Here is a 16,142-nt window from a genome sequence, read left to right as displayed (position 1 = left end):
CAAAAGGTGGGCCCCGGCGGATTTTTCCGCCGGGGCCCACCTTTCGGGTTTGCGCTGCTGGGTTCGGTGGGTCAGGAAGGGAACTGGCCGCGCCGGACCTGCGGCTTGGGCAGGCGCAGCTTGCGGAACTGCAGGGACCGCATGGACCCGTACCAGACGGTGCCGCGTTCCACCTCGCCGAACTTCTGGGCCAGCAGCTTCTTCAGCTTGCGGGAAATCAGGTACACGTCCACAAACACGGCCAGAAACATCACCCAGAACGCGCCCAGGACGTAGATCATCAGCTCGCTGCTGGCCGGCACCAGCAAGGAAACGAGCACAAAGACCAGCGCGCCGAACATCAGGAACTCGCCAAGGCTGAAGCGGGCATCCACGTAATCGCGGGCAAACCTCTTCTGCGGGCCCTTGTCGCGCAGGGGCAGGAACTTCTCGTCACCCGTGTCCAGTGCGTGCCGCATCTTCTGCCGCTGATCGGCAATGACCTGGCGCTCGGCGGCTTTGGACGCCTTGCGGTCCTCAGGCACCAGCGGGCGCTTGCGCGCAGCTTCCTGCGCCCTGCGGGTGGGAGTCGGTGCCCCTTTGCCGATGGCGCCGTTGCGCTGCGCCGCCGCTTCCGCGGCCTGCTGGTCTACTGTCTCCTGCGCCGAGGGCGCTTCCTTTTTACGTCCGAACACCACAACAGAATACCTTGCGGGAGCCCGCCGGGCTGCTGGCGGCCGGGCCTGCCCTGGCGGCCGATGTGACGGGGGTAATGTTTTGGCCATGACTTCTTCACCTGCTGCCACCCCGCACAACGCCCCCGGCCCCACACCTTCGGGCCCTGCCGGCACCCCCTGGACGGAAGACCTCCGTACCTCGATCGGCAATGCGTTCGGGCGGACCCTCACCCACCTCAAGGAGCTCGTGGCCATTCCGGGCATCGCGTGGCCCAGTTTCGACAGGGCGCCGCTGGAAACCAGCGCCGGGGCTGTTGCCGCCCTCCTGCACACCGCCGGAGTGTCCGATGTCCAGATCCTCGCCTGCAACAAACCGGACGGCACCCCCGGAGGTCCCGCCGTCGTCGGCCGCCGCCCGGCTGCGCCCGGCAAGCCGACCATCCTGCTCTACGCCCACCACGACGTGCAGCCCCCCGGCGACGAAGCGCTCTGGGAAACCGATCCCTTTACTGCGGTGGAAAAGGACGGCCGCCTTTACGGCAGGGGCGCCGCGGATGACAAGGCCGGCATCATGGCGCACGTGGCCGCTTACGCCGCGGTCACCGAAGTCCTCGGCGACGAACTGGGCCTCGGCGTGACCTTCTTCTTTGAGGGGGAGGAGGAAGCCGGCTCGCCCACGTTCCGCGCGTTCCTCGAGACGCACCGCGAACTGCTCCGCGCCGACGTCATTGTGGTGGCGGACTCCAGCAACTGGAAAGTGGGCATCCCGGCCCTGACCACCAGCCTCCGTGGCCTCGTGGATGGCGTAGTTGAGGTCCAGGTCCTGGACCACGCCGTGCACTCCGGCATGTTCGGCGGACCGGTTCTGGACGCGCCGACCCTTCTGTCCCGCCTGATCGCCACCCTGCATAACGACGACGGCTCCGTGGCCATCAAGGGCCTGGTCGCCACGGACAACGCCACGGTGGACATGGCGGAAGCCGACTACCGTGCCGACGCTTCGGTGCTCGACGGCGTCCGGCTGGCCGGTTCCGGCAGCCTCGCGTCCCGCCTGTGGACCAAGCCCGCGCTGTCGATCATCGGTTTCGACGCACCGGCCGTGGACGTCGCCTCCAACACCCTGATCCCGCGCGCCAGGGCAAAGTTCAGCCTGCGGCTGGCTCCCGGCCAGGACCCGGCCGCGGCGATGACCGCTGTCAAGGCCCACGTGGAGGCCAACGCGCCGTTCGGGGCGAAAGTGGTGTTCACCCCGGGGGAGAGCGGCAACCCCTTCCAGACCGACACATCCTCCGCCGCCGCGTCCCTGGCCATGTGGGCGCTGGGGGAAGCCTGGGGAGTCCCCGCCGTCGAAACTGGAATTGGCGGCTCCATCCCCTTCATTGCCGACCTCACGGAACTTTATCCGGACGTCCAGATCCTGGTGACGGGTGTGGAAGACCCGGATTCGCGGGCGCACAGCGCCAACGAATCGTTGCACCTGGCCGACTTCCGGAACGCCATCCTGGCAGAGTCCCTCCTGCTGGCGCGGCTGAACCGTGACGGGCTGCAGTAGCCGGGCATCCAGCCGCGTTTCCAGGGAACAAGCAGAGCCCTTCCACGGTTACGCAAGGAGTTAGAGCTATACGTCTGTCCGACGTAGCATGTAGCTATAGCCCATACCGAATCCGTAGGGGCAGGCGCCGCTGAGGCGGCGCTGCCAGGACCGTCCTAAGAAGGTAGGCCAATGAGCACCGCAACCAATGAGAACAGCACCGAAACCACCAGCGCAGCCAGCGATGAACTGGCCGTCCACGAGGTCAAGCTGACCGACGTCGCCGCGGGCAAGGTACGCAGCCTTCTCGAACAGGAAGGCCGCACCGACCTGCGCCTCCGGGTTGCCGTGCAGCCCGGCGGCTGTTCCGGCTTGATTTACCAGCTCTACTTCGATGAGCGGCTCCTTGACGGGGACGCAGTCCGCGATTACGACGGTGTCGAGGTGGTAGTGGACAAGATGAGCGTCCCTTACCTCTCCGGTGCCAGCATCGACTTCGAGGACACCATCGCCAAACAGGGCTTCACCATTGACAATCCGAACGCAGGCGGCTCATGCGCCTGCGGCGATTCGTTCCACTAAGCCGGTTCTTTCGCCTGATGCCGGCGCCGTGCCCTCTGCCGTGGAAAACGGCAGGGGGACGCGGCGCCGACATGTGGGCGAAACGCCCGGCGGAGCGGTAAGCTCTACACCGAGTAGTAAAACTTTTAGTGTGCCCGGGGAGCCTAAGGCTGGCCGGACAACAGCATCAAGTAGGAAGGGCCGTCTGTGAGTTCGCAGAACCGAACCGGCAGCCGACGCAAAACGATCTCATCGATCACTGGCTTGGCAATTGCCGGCGCGTTGGTTTTGACCGGATGTTCGCCAGAGGTAGAGAGAGGGTGGCTGCCCACTGAACGTGGCACCACCAGCAACACCGATCGCATCATGGACCTCTGGGTCAACTCATGGATTGCAGCCCTGGTTGTGGGCATCATCACGTGGGGCCTGATCGTCTGGTGCCTGGTGGCCTACCGCCGACGCAAGGGCACCGTAGGGTTCCCCCGGCAGACCAGCTTCAACCTCCCGCTGGAAGTCTTTTACCTGACCATCCCGCTGTTCATGGTGCTGGTGTTCTTCTACTTCACCGACCGGGACCAGGCGGCCATCGATGACCGCTCCCAGCCCGCCGACGTCGTTGTTGATGTCCGCGGCAAGCAGTGGGCCTGGGACTTCAACTACAAGTCCGGCAGCGTCATCGAAGAAGACCTGCACGAGGCCGGCGTCCAGGCGCACCTCACCGGCAACACCATTGACAAGGAACTGCTTCCCACGCTGTACCTGCCCGTCAACAAGTCCGTGGACCTCGAGCTCAACGCCCGCGACGTCATCCACTCCTTCTGGGTTCCCGCCTTCCTGCAGAAGCGCGACATGATCCCTGGCAAGACCAACTACATCCGGTTCACCCCCACCAAGGAGGGAACCTATGACGGTAAGTGCGCCGAACTTTGCGGCGAGTACCACTCCGAAATGCTGTTCCGCGTCAAGGTGGTCTCGGAGGCCGAATTCCAGACCCACATGGACGGGCTCCGGGCGGCAGGCAACACAGGCCTCCTGGGTGCGGAATACGACCGCAACCCGAACCTGAACGAAATTAAGTAAGGGGAGCGACGTGGCTACGTACACTCAATCCGCACCCACCGAAGCCTTGTCGGCTCCCGTGGTTCCGAAGTCCAAGGGGCGCATCGTCGTCAACTGGATCACCTCCACCGACCACAAGACCATCGGGTACATGTACCTGATCGCGTCCTTCGTGTTCTTCTGCTTCGGCGGCGTTATGGCCTTGCTGATCCGCGCCGAACTCTTCGAGCCGGGCATGCAGATCCTGCAGACCAAAGAGCAGTACAACCAGCTGTTCACCATGCACGGCACCGTAATGCTGCTGATGTTTGCAACGCCGCTCTTTGCCGGCTTCGCAAACGTCATCATGCCGCTGCAGATCGGTGCCCCCGACGTCGCCTTCCCGCGGCTGAACGCACTGGCCTTCTGGTTCTTCCTGTTCGGCTCCACCATCGCCGTGTCAGGCTTCATCACCCCGCAGGGTGCGGCATCCTTCGGTTGGTTCGCCTACGCGCCGCTGTCCAACACCACGTTCAGCCCCGGAATCGGTGGCGACCTGTGGGTGTTTGGCCTGGCGCTGTCAGGCTTCGGCACCATCCTCGGTGCGGTCAACTTCATCACCACCATCATCTGCATGCGCGCCCCGGGCATGACCATGTGGCGGATGCCCATCTTCACCTGGAACACCCTGGTCACCGCCATCCTGGTGCTCATGGCCTTCCCGCCACTGGCTGCCGCCCTGTTCGCCCTCGGTGCCGACCGCCGGTTCGGTGCACACATCTTCGACCCCGAAAACGGCGGTGCCGTCCTCTGGCAGCACCTGTTCTGGTTCTTCGGCCACCCCGAGGTGTACATCATCGCGCTGCCGTTCTTCGGCATCGTCTCCGAGATCTTCCCGGTCTTCAGCCGCAAGCCGATCTTCGGCTACAAGGGCCTGGTGTACGCCACCATCGCCATTGCTGCCCTCTCCGTCACCGTGTGGGCCCACCACATGTACGTCACGGGCTCGGTCCTGCTGCCGTTCTTCGCCTTTATGACCATGCTGATCGCGGTACCCACGGGTGTGAAGTTCTTCAACTGGATCGGCACCATGTGGCGCGGTTCCATTACGTTCGAGACGCCCATGCTCTGGAGCATCGGCTTCCTCATCACGTTCCTCTTCGGTGGCCTGACCGGCATCATCCTGGCTTCGCCGCCCCTGGACTTCCACGTCTCGGACTCCTATTTCGTGGTGGCGCACTTCCACTACGTGGTCTTCGGCACCGTCGTGTTCGCCATGTTCGCCGGCTTCTACTTCTGGTGGCCCAAGTGGACCGGCAAAATGCTCAACGAACGCTTGGGCAAGATCCACTTCTGGCTCCTGTTCCTTGGCTTCCACGGCACCTTCCTGATCCAGCACTGGCTGGGCGTCGAGGGCATGCCGCGCCGCTACGCGGACTACCTGGTGGAGGACAACTTCACCTGGATGAACCAGTTCTCCACCATCGCCTCGTTCGTCCTGGGCGCGTCACTGATCCCGTTCTTCTGGAACGTGTACATCACCTGGCGCAGCGCTGAGCGGGTCACCGTGGATGATCCCTGGGGCTTCGGGGCTTCGCTGGAGTGGGCCACGTCCTGCCCGCCGCCGCGCCACAACTTCACCTCGTTGCCCCGGATCCGTTCCGAGCGCCCCGCACTGGACCTGCACCACCCGGAACTCCGCCAGGTCCACACCGTTGACTCACCCGCGCCTGCTGCAAAAACGCTGGGTAACGCCGACCAGAAGGACACCGCACAGTGAAAATCGAATCTTGGATCTTTGGTGCGGGTGTTTTCTTCTTCATTCCCGTATCGATTGTTTACGGCTTCCTGACCAACTGGCACGAATGGGTCGGCACCCTGGGAATCCTCCTCGTGGGTGGGCTGTCCGGCATGATCGGCGGCTACCTCGGCTTCACCGGCAAGCGGGTAGGCATGCGCCCCGAGGACCGAAGCGACGCTGAGATCCACGAAGGTGCCGGCGAGCAGGGCCACTTCAGCCCCTGGAGCTGGTGGCCACTGGTCCTCGGCATCGCCTGCGCCACCGGGTTCCTTGGCCTGGCACTTGGCTGGTGGATCGTATTCATCGCCGCCGGCCTTGCTGTAGTTGCACTCGTTGGCTGGGTTTACGAATACAGCCGCGGCGACCACGCGCACTAACTGCATAACAGACGTACGACGGCGGGCCCCACCAAATTTGGTGGGGCCCGCCGTCGTTAGTGGTCAATTCAGCAGGGGAGGGCGGGTACCGGAGCAGCCCGCGCCGGCTTGCGGGCCGCGGTCAGGAAGCCTGCACGGGCGCCTTCGCGGCGGCATCCTGTGAAGCGATCAGGGCGGCAAGGCCACGCAGAGTTTCCTCCGCCGCCTGCAGCGCGGCCGCCCCCGCCAGGGCGTTATCGCTGATGCCGAGCTCCACTTCACAGCCTTGTTCAAAGTCGGCGGCCATCACCTGGAGGAGGGAGCGGGCGTCCACCGCTTCGGTCCCGCGTTTACTGATGGTGACCGGCAGGCCCGTTTCCATCACGGCACGGACAAACACGGCCGCGGGCCGGGCATGCAGGCCTACGGCTGCTGTGATCACTGCCTTGTGTACTGGCAAAGGGGACTCCTTCGTGATGACGGCCCCCACCGTCGCATCGTGCTGTCCAGATCAATATATCGGCCGTGCCGGCCGGCAGCTAAACCCGGACCTTGCGCACCTGACTGGTCTAGACCTGACCTAAAATGGTGGCAGGACAGATAACAGGGAGACCACCATGGCCGCTGGCGCCACAGCCATCACCGGAACCATCGACCGCACCAGCGGCACGGCCATCTACGTGCAGCTGCGCGAGATCCTGCGCGCCCACATCACCGGGTACTGCAAGCCAGGGGCGGCCCTGCCCTCCGAACGGGACTTGGCCGAGCGGTTCGGGCTGGCCCGCATGACGGTGCGGCAGGCCATCGACGCCCTTGTGGGTGAAGAAGTCATTGAGCGGGTGGTGGGGCTGGGCACCTTCGTCCGCCGGCCCAAGATGGACCTTCAGGTCAAGCTGACGTCCTACAGCGAAGAGATGCAGCGGCGTGGCATGGTTCCCGCCGCCAAGGTCCTCAGCTTTGAACAGATCGCCGCCAGCGCCTTCCTGGCACGAGAACTCCAGCTGGAGGAGGGAACGCCGCTGGTCCGGTTCCGCCGGCTTCTCCTCGCGGACGGTGAGCCCATGAGCGTGGACGAGAACTTCATTCCCGCGCACCGTGTTCCGGGCCTCCTGGACGGGGAACCGCCCACATCGCTCTACAACGTCCTCAACGAACAGTTTGGCCTGGTGATGGAGTGGGGCGAGGACATGATCGAAGCGACGGCAGCCTCACCGTCAACGGCCCGGCTGCTGAACGTTGAAGTAGGGGCGCCGCTGCTGAAGATTCAGCGGCACGCCTTTGTTGCCCGGGCCATGGTGGACTATTCGGTATCGTACTACCGGGCGGACCGCTATAAGCTCTGGGTGCCGCTTCAGCGGCCCGGCGCCCGCCGGACCCGCAACCACTAGCCGCGCACGGGGGAGGCCCTGCAGGGTGCCTCCGTTGGGCTGCAGGAGGGGTAGGTGGTCTGTGGCATCAATTCCGGGACGAGCATTGAACGCAGAAAGGCCCGGTCCGCAGGGACCGGGCCTTTCTTGTGCTGCGCAGTTAGTGCGTCAGGGACTTGGAGTCCTCGGAAGCCTCAACAGCTGCATGGCCGTGACCGTGCGCTGCTTCGAGTTCCGCCGGCGTTGCCGGGGCAACACGGTCTTCGAAGAACCACTTGGAGAGGAACGCGCGGCGCTTCTCCTTGCCGGTGACGACACCGTGTTCGTTCGGCTCCGCAGGAAGTACCTTGGGAGATTCGAATCCTACGAGCTTGTAGCGCTTGTACTCATCGAGCGGTGCGTGCACCTCAATGAACTCACCGTGCGGGAGCCGGACAATGCGTCCGGTCTCGCGGCCGTGCAGGGCGATCTCGCGGTCCTTGCGCTGCAGCGCCAGGGCCACACGCTTGGTCACGATGAACGCGATGATCGGGCCGATGAAGAAGAGTGTGCGCAGCCAGTACGTCACATCGTTCAGGGACACGTGGAAGTGCGTGGCGATGAGGTCGGAACCGGCAGCGGCCCACATCACGCAGTACCAGACGAAGCCTGCCATGCCGATGGCCGTACGGGTCGGGGCGTTGCGGGGACGGTCAAGGACGTGGTGCTCGCGGTCGTCCTTGGTGATCCACCGTTCGATCCACGGGTACATAAACATTACGGTGAACAGGATGCCTGCCGGCACCAGGGCCGGGAGCAGGACGTTCAGCGTCAGCGTGAATCCGAAGATGACGTACTCGAAGTGGAATCCGTTGATCACACCCGGCATCAGGCGCAGGGCGCCGTCAACGAATCCGATGTACCAGTCAGGCTGGGTACCGGCGGAAACGGGGGAGGGATCGTAGGGACCGTAGTTCCAGATCGGGTTGATGGTGAAGAAGCCTGCCATCAGGGCCAGCACGCCGAAGACGATGAAGAAGAATCCACCGGCCTTCGCAGCGTAAACCGGGCCCAGCGGGTAGCCCACAACATTGTTGTCGTTGCGGCCGGGGCCGGGGTACTGGGTGTGCTTGTGGACAACCACCATAAAGAGGTGCAGGACGATCATCAGCAGGATCAGGGCCGGTACCAGCAGGATGTGCAGCATGTAGAGGCGGCTGATGATGGCCGTGCCGGGGAACTCGCCGCCGAACAGGAAGAACGAGATGTACGTTCCAACGATCGGGATTGACTTGATCACGCCGTCGATGATGCGCAGGCCGTTACCGGAGAGCAGGTCATCGGGGAGTGAGTAGCCGGTGAAGCCGGCAGCCATGGCAAGGATGAGCAGGACGCTGCCCACAACCCAGTTCATTTCGCGGGGCTTGCGGAAGGCTCCGGTGAAGAAGACCCTCAGCATGTGCACGGCGATGGAGGCTACGAACAGCAGGGCTGCCCAGTGGTGGACCTGGCGCATGAACAGGCCGCCGCGGATGTCGAAGGAGATATCCAGCGAGGAGCTGTAGGCCACGGACATTTCGACGCCCTTGAGGGGCACATACGAACCGTCGTAGTGGGTCTCCGCCATTGACGGATCAAAGAAGAACGTCAGGAACGTGCCGGAGAGCAGCAGGATGACGAACGAGTACAGGGCCACTTCGCCAAACATGAACGACCAGTGGTCCGGAAAGACCTTGCGGCCGAATTCGCGGAGGATTCCGGAACCGCCCACACGGGAATCGACGAAGTCGGTGACCCGGCCTGCCTTGGTTTTGGCGACGAAAGCGGGCTCAGCTGTTGTTGCTGCGCTCATGCATATCACGCTCCCAGTAACTCGGTCCTACGGGTTCTTTGAAGTCGCTGGTAGCGACCAGGTATCCCTCGTCGTCAACTGCGATGGGCAGCTGGGGGAGCGGACGGCTGGCGGGGCCAAAGATCACTTTGCACTCTTGCGTGAGGTCAAAGGTGGACTGGTGGCACGGGCACAGCAGGTGGTGCGTCTGCTGCTCATAGAGAGCAACGGGGCAACCGACGTGGGTGCAGATCTTGGAGTAAGCAACGATGCCGTTGTAACCCCAGTCCTCGCGGCCCGCGGACGGGTTGAGCGAGGAAGGGTCGAGGCGCATCAGCAGAACGACGGCTTTGGCCTTTTCGTTCAGCTTGCCCTCGTGGAGTTCGTTCAGGCCTTCGGGAATGACGTGGAAGGCTGAGCCCAGCGTCACGTCGGAGGCCTTGATGGGCGTTCCGTCGGGGTCGCGGGCGAGGCGCTTCAGGTTCCCGTCCTGGGGAGCCCACATGGTGTGTGCGAGCTTCTCGTCCGGGCGCGGTCCGAGGTCACCGAAAATGGCGATCGCGGGAAGCGGTGCCAGGGCCACGGCGCCGAGGAGCGTATTGCGGATGAGGGGGCGGCGTTTGATGCCGGTCTCTTCGACAATGTCATCGACAATGCGGACAGCTGCTACGCGGTCTTCCTCGTAGCGGATCGCATGGCGTTCCTCGGATACCTCGTGATCGGGCATCAGGGCCTTGGCCCAGTGCACGATGCCGGTACCGATGCCCAGCATGGCGAAGGCGGTGCCTACACCGAGGAGGGCGTTCTGGAGGCGGATGGTGGCAATGCCGGCATCCTCGCCCAGATCGATGGCGAAGTACGCCACCAGGAAGATTACGGTTCCAACAACAGAGAGGCCAAAAAGTAAGGCGACCTGCCGTTCTGCCCGCTTTGCGGCCTTCGGGTCCGTGTCAGCCAGGCGCAAACGGTGCGGGGGAATTCCAGGATCCTGGAACTTCTCCACCTCATTCTGACCAGCCGTAGCTACGGTGCCCGAGTGGTTCGGACTGCCGTCACTATGGTTGCCCATAATTCGCCTCATCCTTCTCTCGTCCCGGCGGCTGCCGGGTTAGTTTTCAATTTCAAGCTGCTGACGGATCAGCAGAAGTGCTGTGGTGCTGCGTGGACGTCAGGAGGTCCGGGAGGTGAGCCAGATGGTGAAGGCGATGATGACACCAAGGCCTGCGACCCAGACGAACAGGCCTTCAGCAACCGGGCCAAGCGAACCGAGGTCGGCTCCGCCCGGGGAGCCGGTGGATTCGATCTGCTTCAGGAACGTGATGACGTCGCGCTTGCCTTCGGGGGTGATGTTCGTGTCGCTGAACACCGGCATGTTCTGCGGGCCGGTGACCATGGCCTCGTAGATGTGCTTGCCGGAAACGTCCGCGAGGGCGGGAGCGAACTTGCCACGGGTCAGGGCCCCACCGGCTGCTGCCGCGTTGTGGCACATGGCGCAGTTGGTACGGAAGAGCTCGCCACCTGCAGCGGCGTCGCCGCCTTCGTCCAACAGGCCTTCTTCAGGAACTGCCGGGCCGGCTCCCAGGGAAGCCACATAGGCTGCAAGCTGGTGGGTCTGTTCGTCGTTGAACTGGGCCGGCTTTTCCATGGCCTGCGGGCCGTTCATCTGCATCGGCATACGCCCGGTGCCCACCTGGAAGTCAACAGCAGCAGCGCCGACGCCAACCAGCGACGGACCCGCCTGGGTTCCGCTGGCGCCCATGCCGTGGCAGGTGGCGCAGTTGGCGGCGAAAAGCTTGCCGCCCTCTTCGGTGTCGTTGGCGCTGTACGAGGTGGTGGAGGCTTTTGCCTCGTTCACCGTGGTAGCGACGGCGTAGAGCCCGCCCATGACGAGCAGCCCCATCAGTAGCAGCGCTACGGCTGCCAGTGGGTGACGCCGCTTTTGCGAAAGTGCCTTCACGTGGTGGTTCCTTTATTCGATCCTGCGCCGGCTCCGGGAGCCGCTACCTGAAATTCTGCCTCTTGTAGAAAAAGAATCAAAGCTGGCTACTTGAGGACGTAGATGACCAGGAAGAGGCCAATCCAGACGACATCCACGAAGTGCCAGTAGTAAGAGGTGACAATCGCGGACGTGGCCTCGAAGTGGCCGAACTTCTTCGCCGCGAAGGACCGGCCCATGATGAGCAGGAAGGCGATGAGGCCGCCGATGACGTGCAGGCCGTGGAAGCCGGTGGTCATGTAGAAAGCGGAGCCGTAGGCGTTCGAGGACAGCGATACATGCTCGGAAACGAGCATGGCGTACTCGAAGGACTGGCCGCCGACGAAGATGGCACCCATTATGAAGGTCAAGGTGAACCATTCATTCATTCCCCACTTGGAGAACTTGAGGGCGCCACCGCTTCGGCGCGGCTGCAGCCTTTCGGCGGCGAAGACGCCCATCTGGCAAGTAAAGGAACTGGCCACAAGGACGATCGTGTTTGCTAGCGCGAAGGGGAAGTTGAGCTTGGCCGTCTCTTCCGCCCACATGGCACCACTCGTGGAGCGCAGTGTGAAGTACATGGCGAAGAGACCGGCGAAGAACATCAACTCACTGGACAGCCACACTACGGTTCCAACGGAAACCATATTGGGGCGGTTCAGCGTGGGGTGCGCCGGGGTACTGGGGGCATGGGTCGCAGATGTCACATAGACATTATGTCTGTAAAAGTCCGTGCTGCCCAACGCAAACCGCCTTTTGGGGGGACTTTTTCTACAAAGACGCGAAATTGCCCGGAAAAGTTCCCGGGAGGGTTCATATTGGTCAGTCCCGGCCCTCGCTCGATAGCATCAGGGGGTGACTTCTCCGGCAACTGCAGCCCCCGCCAACACGTGGCCCCGGCTGATCTCGGCACTGATCAGCGGTTCGGACCTTACTGCCGCGAATACTTCCTGGGCCATGGACACCATCATGTCTGGAGCGGCGACGCCCGCGCAGATCGCCGGTTTCCTGGTGGCGCTGAGCGCCAAGGGCGAAACGGTGGAGGAGCTTTCCGGCCTGGTGCACGCCATGCTTTCGCACGCCAACCCGATCTCTATTTCCGGCGAAAAGCTGGACATCGTGGGCACCGGCGGAGACCAGCTCAACACCGTCAACATCTCCACGATGGCCGCCCTGGTCGCTGCCGGCGCGGGCGCGAAAGTGGTTAAGCACGGCAACCGGGCGGCGTCGTCGTCGTCCGGTTCCGCCGATGTCCTCGAGGCACTGGGCGTGCGGCTGGACCTGGGAATCAAGCAGGTGGCGCGGAACGCTGAACTGGCAGGCATCACATTCTGCTTTGCCCAGGTCTTCCATCCGTCATTCCGGCACACGGCCGTCCCGCGGCGGGAACTTGCCATCCCTACGGCGTTCAACTTCCTTGGTCCGTTGACCAATCCCGCCCAGGTCCAGGCATCAGCCGTTGGTGTTGCCAACGCGCGGATGGCGCCGCTCGTTGCCGGCGTACTTGCCCGGCGGGGCAGCAGGGGCCTGGTGTTCCGCGGGAACGACGGCTTGGATGAGCTGACCACTACCGGCCCGTCGACCGTTTGGGAGATCCGGAACGGCGGCGTGACCGAGCTTGTCTTTTCGCCGCAGGATCTCGGTATCAGGCTCGCCACCGTCGACCAGCTCCGGGGCGGCGATGCGCAGGTGAATGCCGGCGTGGTGCGCGACGTCCTGGCAGGAAGTGCGGGGCCGGCGCGTGACGCCGTGCTGCTGAATGCTGCCGCCGGGCTGGTGGCGTTTGACCTGACCGCTGACGGGCCGTTCCTTGACCGCATGGCCGGTGCTTACCACCGCGCCGCCGAATCCATCGATTCGGGAGCCGCGGCCGCGGTTCTGGAGAAATGGGTGTCGCTCACCACGTCCTGACCCGAGAAGTGGGCCCTGCTGCGGTGGGGAGGATTACTGCTCGAACCCCAGCGAAAATGCGGCGTCCAGGTCATGCTGGGAGTAGGCGCGGAACGCAATGTGCGTGGTGGTGTGGACCACGGCGGGGACCTTCGACAGCCTGTCGGCAATGACGTCCGCGAGGTCCTCGTGCCGGGGGACCCGCGCCACGGCAATGAGGTCCCACTCGCCTGTGACGGAATAGACCTCACTGATGCCTTCGATAGCGGAGATTTCCTCTGCCGTCTCTGGAATGCGGGCGGCGTCGGTCTTGATCAGAACGAATGCGGTGATCACGTTTAACCCTTCCGGATCAGTTGCGCCGTAGCTTTGCCCGGCCAGCTTGTCAGTTCTGCCAGCCTATTACAGAAGGGCGCCGCAGGACCTCTGTCCGTGGCGGGCAGCAATGCCAAGGTCACGGGTGCCTGCGGCGCCGGATCAGTGCCGCAATAAGCCGGTAGCCCAGCAGCAGGACTGCAAGGCTGAGAGTGGCCACGATGATGAAGGGCAGCACCACGCTCTGCCCGGTCACGGCGCGCAGCAGCATTCCGCCCACCAGGGCGCCCAGCCAGACGGGAACTCCGGCCCGTGTTGGTGAGAATGGGTTCCGCCAGGACCGCGCCGCAGCCCACCCAACGGCGGCTCCCAGCAGGAACGGCCATGCAGTCAGCAAAACCCCGGTCACCACATCGCCGCGATGGTGGGCATCGCGGCCGACGGCGGCAAACACCAGGATCAGCACCACATCAACAAGGGCGGCGGCCGCCCAGGCCCTGGTGGCGGTGGGTTGAGGGGTCCGGCTTTTCGGGAAACTCATGGCTTCGAGCCTATCGCCCGGAACCGTTGTGCCCGCGCGGTCCAGAACGAGCCCTGCAGGCAATGCTGGACGGCGGGAACGCGGCTGACAGCGGGGATCGTTAAGGCCCCCGGGGCGTTCGTCTGACCAGGCAGCCAGGCTCCCAGTGGTAGCTGCTGTCCGCGCCTTCGCCGTATTCCATCAGGACGTGGGTCACCGTATACGCCAGCGCCCGCCCTGGCCGGAAGCGGGCCTGTGCCCGGACGGGATACCGGAGCAGAACCGGCCTGCCGGGGGACTGATGCAGCGCGTCCGCTAAAGGGGTGGTGCCCTCAAAGGCGCGCGCCAGCGCCGCACCGACAGCAGGGGCGCTTGGGAAAAAATCCGGCATGGCAATCCTTCCGCAATCCGGCGGGCTACGGGCCTGAAAGCATTGGACAGCCAGGAACAGAAGGTGAGTGCCGCCGTCGGCCGCCGTTTTGTGAGCCTACGGCTAGTTGTCCTGCTGCGCACCCGTAGTGGCTACGCGGATCCGGCCGGCCCGTTACTTGTGCGGGCGCCCGGCACGACGGGTGTGGCTTACGCTGGACTTCCGACGAGTGGAGGCGCCATGAACAAGCCGCTGTGGATTTGCTGCCTGGTGGGGGCGGCGCTTGGCATCGCCCTGGGCCTGGCGATTTTTGACAGCCCTGTGGTGGGGGTTGCCTTGGGACTCGCGGTCGGCGCGGTGGTGGGTGCTGGACTCAAGCAGCGGCACTGAACCATCCCGGCCGATACGCTTGAATGGTAGGCACTGATGCAGGAGGCTGGCATGAACGGGACGACGCTGGACGCCGTGATGGCGGAACTGTCCGGATTGCAGGATCCGAGGGTGCGTGAGGTCAACGAAAAACGCGGGGACGACCACGGCGTGAACCTGTCGAAGCTGCGCGGCGTGGCGAAACGGCTTAAGACCCAGCAGGACCTGGCCCGCGGACTGTGGGCCACCGGGGACACTGCTGCCCGGCTGCTGGCGTTGCTGATCTGCCGGCCCAAGGAGTTTACGGCAGCCGACCTGGATGCGATGCTGCGCGAAGCTCGGGCTCCCAAAGTGCACGACTGGCTGGTGAACTACGTGGTCCGGAAGAGTCCCCACGCCGAAGACCTGCGCCTGGCGTGGACCGGGGATCCCGACCCGGTGGTGGCAAGTGCGGGCTGGGCGTTGACCGGTGACCGGGTGGCGAAGTCGCCGGACGGACTTGACTTGGCCGGCCTGCTGGACACCATCGAAGCGGAGATGAGGGACGCGCCGGACCGCCTGCAGTGGGCCATGAACAGCACGCTGGCGCAGATCGGGATTGTGCATCCCGAGCACCGTGGCAGGGCGCTGCGGATCGGCGAGCGGCTGGAAGTGCTCAAGGACTATCCCACGCCGCCGAACTGTACCTCCCCGTTCGCGCCCATCTGGATCAATGAGATAGTGCGGCGGAACGAAGCTCCTGCCTGATCCCGTAGATAGTTCACGCCTCACGCGTGGCGGGGTTCACCGGTTGGTCCCGTTGGACCGGCGGAGATACGCCCAACACTCACGCGGGTTCGTAGCCGATCAGCCAATGCAGTCCATGCCGGTCGATTACCTGCCCGTCCGAGGCGCCCCAGGGTTTTGCCGCCAACGGATCGACAATCCGGCCGCCGGCAGCGAGGCTGTCGAACCACTGGTGCAGTACGGGCGCTTCCGCCGTTCCCAGCAGGGAGAGCATCAGCCCTTCGCAGTTCACCGGTTTGTCACCCTCGGACGCGTCGGTGCCGGCCATGGCCACGGGCCCTGAAAGGACACCGTGCGCTATGGCCGAGGGGTCGCCCGTGGAGTTTCCGAAGTCAGCGTTGGTATGCAGGGCGAGTTCACCGCCGAAAATGTTCGCGTAGAAGCCCAGTGCGTCCCGGGCCGTGCCAGGAAACGTGATGTAGATCATGGGTGCAGCCATGTCCCCAGCCTACAGATCCCAGGCGAGGCCGCACAGGCAGTCTTTATCGGTGCACCCGCAGTCCTTTAGGCCGCAGCAGGGGAGTGGTCGCGATTACTGGCTCGGCCCCGCCCATGCCCCCGGGGCATTGGTCCACCGACCACCGCTGTCATCATCCCGTCCGCAACGCACGCAGCGCCGGAAGCGACGGCCATCGTCAGTGTGTTCAACGTGCCAGTCGTGACGGAGGTTCAATTTGCACAGCAGGGCCTGGATCATGGCACTGTCCGCTCTCTGGGTGGGTCCCCTTGGTACCAATTCCATGGTGGCACGCGAGGACCTCTAGGCATAGGCCGTGGTCATCCACATTATGAGACTT

At 64.1% G+C, this 16,142-nt stretch carries 19 protein-coding genes; 9 read left to right on the top strand and 10 right to left on the bottom strand.

The genetic code is table 11. From position 1 onward, the window contains the following. Positions 1 to 71: 71 nt before the first annotated feature. Positions 72 to 674 carry a DUF3043 domain-containing protein gene (locus QRN07_RS03325; RefSeq protein ID WP_050684717.1) on the bottom strand — a complete coding sequence of 201 codons (603 nt, stop codon included), beginning with the start codon at positions 672 to 674 and terminating at the stop codon, positions 72 to 74. 88 nt (positions 675 to 762) lie between these two features. Between QRN07_RS03325 and QRN07_RS03320 the strand changes: the two genes are divergently transcribed. From QRN07_RS03320 to QRN07_RS03300, 5 genes are all read left to right on the top strand, one after another. Beyond that, entirely contained in the window at positions 763 to 2,208 is a 1,446-nt protein-coding gene (locus QRN07_RS03320; protein ID WP_050684708.1) for a dipeptidase, read from the top strand. Between the two features lie 171 nt (positions 2,209 to 2,379). After that, complete coding sequence (locus QRN07_RS03315; protein ID WP_050684709.1) at positions 2,380 to 2,769, top strand: HesB/IscA family protein; 390 nt, start codon at positions 2,380 to 2,382, stop codon at positions 2,767 to 2,769. Between the two features lie 186 nt (positions 2,770 to 2,955). Further along, entirely contained in the window at positions 2,956 to 3,828 is an 873-nt protein-coding gene (gene ctaC, locus QRN07_RS03310; protein WP_050684710.1) for an aa3-type cytochrome oxidase subunit II, read from the top strand. Positions 3,829 to 3,838: 10 nt separating this feature from the next. Further along, positions 3,839 to 5,566, top strand: a complete 1,728-nt coding sequence (ctaD, locus tag QRN07_RS03305) for an aa3-type cytochrome oxidase subunit I (protein ID WP_050684711.1) — start codon at positions 3,839 to 3,841, stop codon at positions 5,564 to 5,566. Then, positions 5,563 to 5,964, top strand: a complete 402-nt coding sequence (locus QRN07_RS03300; RefSeq protein WP_050684712.1) for a cytochrome c oxidase subunit 4 — start codon at positions 5,563 to 5,565, stop codon at positions 5,962 to 5,964. The genes ctaD and QRN07_RS03300 overlap by 4 nt, the downstream gene beginning before the upstream one ends. 121 nt (positions 5,965 to 6,085) lie before the next feature. Here QRN07_RS03300 and QRN07_RS03295 read toward each other — a convergent pair whose 3' ends face one another. Then, a complete protein-coding gene (locus QRN07_RS03295; protein ID WP_050687152.1) occupies positions 6,086 to 6,403 on the bottom strand; it encodes an HPr family phosphocarrier protein in 318 nt (105 codons plus the stop codon). A 157-nt stretch (positions 6,404 to 6,560) separates the two neighbouring features. Between QRN07_RS03295 and QRN07_RS03290 the strand changes: the two genes are divergently transcribed. Further along, entirely contained in the window at positions 6,561 to 7,331 is a 771-nt protein-coding gene (locus tag QRN07_RS03290; RefSeq protein WP_050687154.1) for a GntR family transcriptional regulator, read from the top strand. A gap of 139 nt (positions 7,332 to 7,470) precedes the next feature. Here QRN07_RS03290 and qcrB read toward each other — a convergent pair whose 3' ends face one another. The 4 genes from qcrB to ctaE form a co-directional block, all read right to left on the bottom strand. Beyond that, positions 7,471 to 9,141, bottom strand: coding sequence for a cytochrome bc1 complex cytochrome b subunit (gene qcrB / locus QRN07_RS03285; RefSeq protein ID WP_050687156.1), 1,671 nt, complete (start codon positions 9,139 to 9,141; stop codon positions 7,471 to 7,473). Beyond that, positions 9,119 to 10,189, bottom strand: coding sequence for a cytochrome bc1 complex Rieske iron-sulfur subunit (qcrA, locus tag QRN07_RS03280; RefSeq protein WP_050687157.1), 1,071 nt, complete (start codon positions 10,187 to 10,189; stop codon positions 9,119 to 9,121). The genes qcrB and qcrA overlap by 23 nt, the downstream gene beginning before the upstream one ends. A 99-nt stretch (positions 10,190 to 10,288) precedes the next feature. Next, positions 10,289 to 11,077 carry a cytochrome bc1 complex diheme cytochrome c subunit gene (gene qcrC / locus QRN07_RS03275; RefSeq protein ID WP_050687159.1) on the bottom strand — a complete coding sequence of 263 codons (789 nt, stop codon included), beginning with the start codon at positions 11,075 to 11,077 and terminating at the stop codon, positions 10,289 to 10,291. An 86-nt stretch (positions 11,078 to 11,163) separates the two neighbouring features. Continuing rightward, a complete protein-coding gene (ctaE, locus tag QRN07_RS03270; RefSeq protein WP_197273605.1) occupies positions 11,164 to 11,802 on the bottom strand; it encodes an aa3-type cytochrome oxidase subunit III in 639 nt (212 codons plus the stop codon). A gap of 148 nt (positions 11,803 to 11,950) precedes the next feature. Between ctaE and trpD the strand changes: the two genes are divergently transcribed. Then, positions 11,951 to 13,006, top strand: a complete 1,056-nt coding sequence (gene trpD / locus QRN07_RS03265) for an anthranilate phosphoribosyltransferase (protein WP_285240316.1) — start codon at positions 11,951 to 11,953, stop codon at positions 13,004 to 13,006. Positions 13,007 to 13,039: 33 nt separating this feature from the next. On the opposite strand, the gene QRN07_RS03260 is transcribed toward trpD, so the two are convergent. From QRN07_RS03260 to QRN07_RS03250, 3 genes are all read right to left on the bottom strand, one after another. Continuing rightward, positions 13,040 to 13,321 carry an Lrp/AsnC family transcriptional regulator gene (locus QRN07_RS03260; protein ID WP_050687163.1) on the bottom strand — a complete coding sequence of 94 codons (282 nt, stop codon included), beginning with the start codon at positions 13,319 to 13,321 and terminating at the stop codon, positions 13,040 to 13,042. A gap of 118 nt (positions 13,322 to 13,439) precedes the next feature. Next, positions 13,440 to 13,841 (bottom strand): DUF3054 domain-containing protein, encoded by a 402-nt coding sequence (locus tag QRN07_RS03255; RefSeq protein ID WP_285240315.1) that lies wholly within the window; start codon positions 13,839 to 13,841, stop codon positions 13,440 to 13,442. Between the two features lie 100 nt (positions 13,842 to 13,941). Then, on the bottom strand, positions 13,942 to 14,211 hold the full coding sequence (locus QRN07_RS03250; RefSeq protein ID WP_285240314.1) for a hypothetical protein: 270 nt from the start codon (positions 14,209 to 14,211) through the stop codon (positions 13,942 to 13,944). Positions 14,212 to 14,430: 219 nt separating this feature from the next. On the opposite strand from QRN07_RS03250, the gene QRN07_RS03245 reads away from it, so the two are divergent. Together QRN07_RS03245 and QRN07_RS03240 are read left to right on the top strand one after the other, a co-directional pair. Then, the gene (locus QRN07_RS03245; RefSeq protein ID WP_164468854.1) at positions 14,431 to 14,580 is read left to right on the top strand and encodes a hypothetical protein; all 150 of its coding nucleotides are present in this window, start codon (positions 14,431 to 14,433) and stop codon (positions 14,578 to 14,580) included. Between the two features lie 51 nt (positions 14,581 to 14,631). Then, a complete protein-coding gene (locus tag QRN07_RS03240; protein WP_285240313.1) occupies positions 14,632 to 15,306 on the top strand; it encodes a DNA alkylation repair protein in 675 nt (224 codons plus the stop codon). A 79-nt stretch (positions 15,307 to 15,385) separates the two neighbouring features. Here QRN07_RS03240 and QRN07_RS03235 read toward each other — a convergent pair whose 3' ends face one another. Beyond that, positions 15,386 to 15,784 (bottom strand): VOC family protein, encoded by a 399-nt coding sequence (locus QRN07_RS03235; RefSeq protein WP_050687170.1) that lies wholly within the window; start codon positions 15,782 to 15,784, stop codon positions 15,386 to 15,388. Between the last annotated feature and the right edge of the window lie 358 nt (positions 15,785 to 16,142).

The organism is Pseudarthrobacter sp. MEB009 (assembly GCF_030208875.1).
In the GTDB taxonomy this organism is placed as follows: Bacteria; Actinomycetota; Actinomycetes; order Actinomycetales; family Micrococcaceae; genus Arthrobacter.
This window is presented reverse-complemented; position numbering and strand designations above follow the sequence as displayed.

Bases quoted from the DNA above. Each gene is read 5' to 3' on its own strand.
- QRN07_RS03320 (WP_050684708.1), top strand. From the start codon at position 763: ATGACTTCTTCACCTGCTGCCACCCCGCACAACGCCCCCGGCCCCACA.
- QRN07_RS03290 (WP_050687154.1), top strand. From the start codon at position 6,561: ATGGCCGCTGGCGCCACAGCCATCACCGGAACCATCGACCGCACCAGC.
- QRN07_RS03245 (WP_164468854.1), top strand. From the start codon at position 14,431: ATGAACAAGCCGCTGTGGATTTGCTGCCTGGTGGGGGCGGCGCTTGGC.
- qcrB (WP_050687156.1), bottom strand. From the start codon at position 9,141: ATGAGCGCAGCAACAACAGCTGAGCCCGCTTTCGTCGCCAAAACCAAG.
- QRN07_RS03250 (WP_285240314.1), bottom strand. From the start codon at position 14,211: ATGCCGGATTTTTTCCCAAGCGCCCCTGCTGTCGGTGCGGCGCTGGCG.
- QRN07_RS03315 (WP_050684709.1), top strand. From the start codon at position 2,380: ATGAGCACCGCAACCAATGAGAACAGCACCGAAACCACCAGCGCAGCC.
- QRN07_RS03235 (WP_050687170.1), bottom strand. From the start codon at position 15,784: ATGGCTGCACCCATGATCTACATCACGTTTCCTGGCACGGCCCGGGAC.
- QRN07_RS03255 (WP_285240315.1), bottom strand. From the start codon at position 13,841: ATGAGTTTCCCGAAAAGCCGGACCCCTCAACCCACCGCCACCAGGGCC.
- QRN07_RS03240 (WP_285240313.1), top strand. From the start codon at position 14,632: ATGAACGGGACGACGCTGGACGCCGTGATGGCGGAACTGTCCGGATTG.
- qcrA (WP_050687157.1), bottom strand. From the start codon at position 10,189: ATGGGCAACCATAGTGACGGCAGTCCGAACCACTCGGGCACCGTAGCT.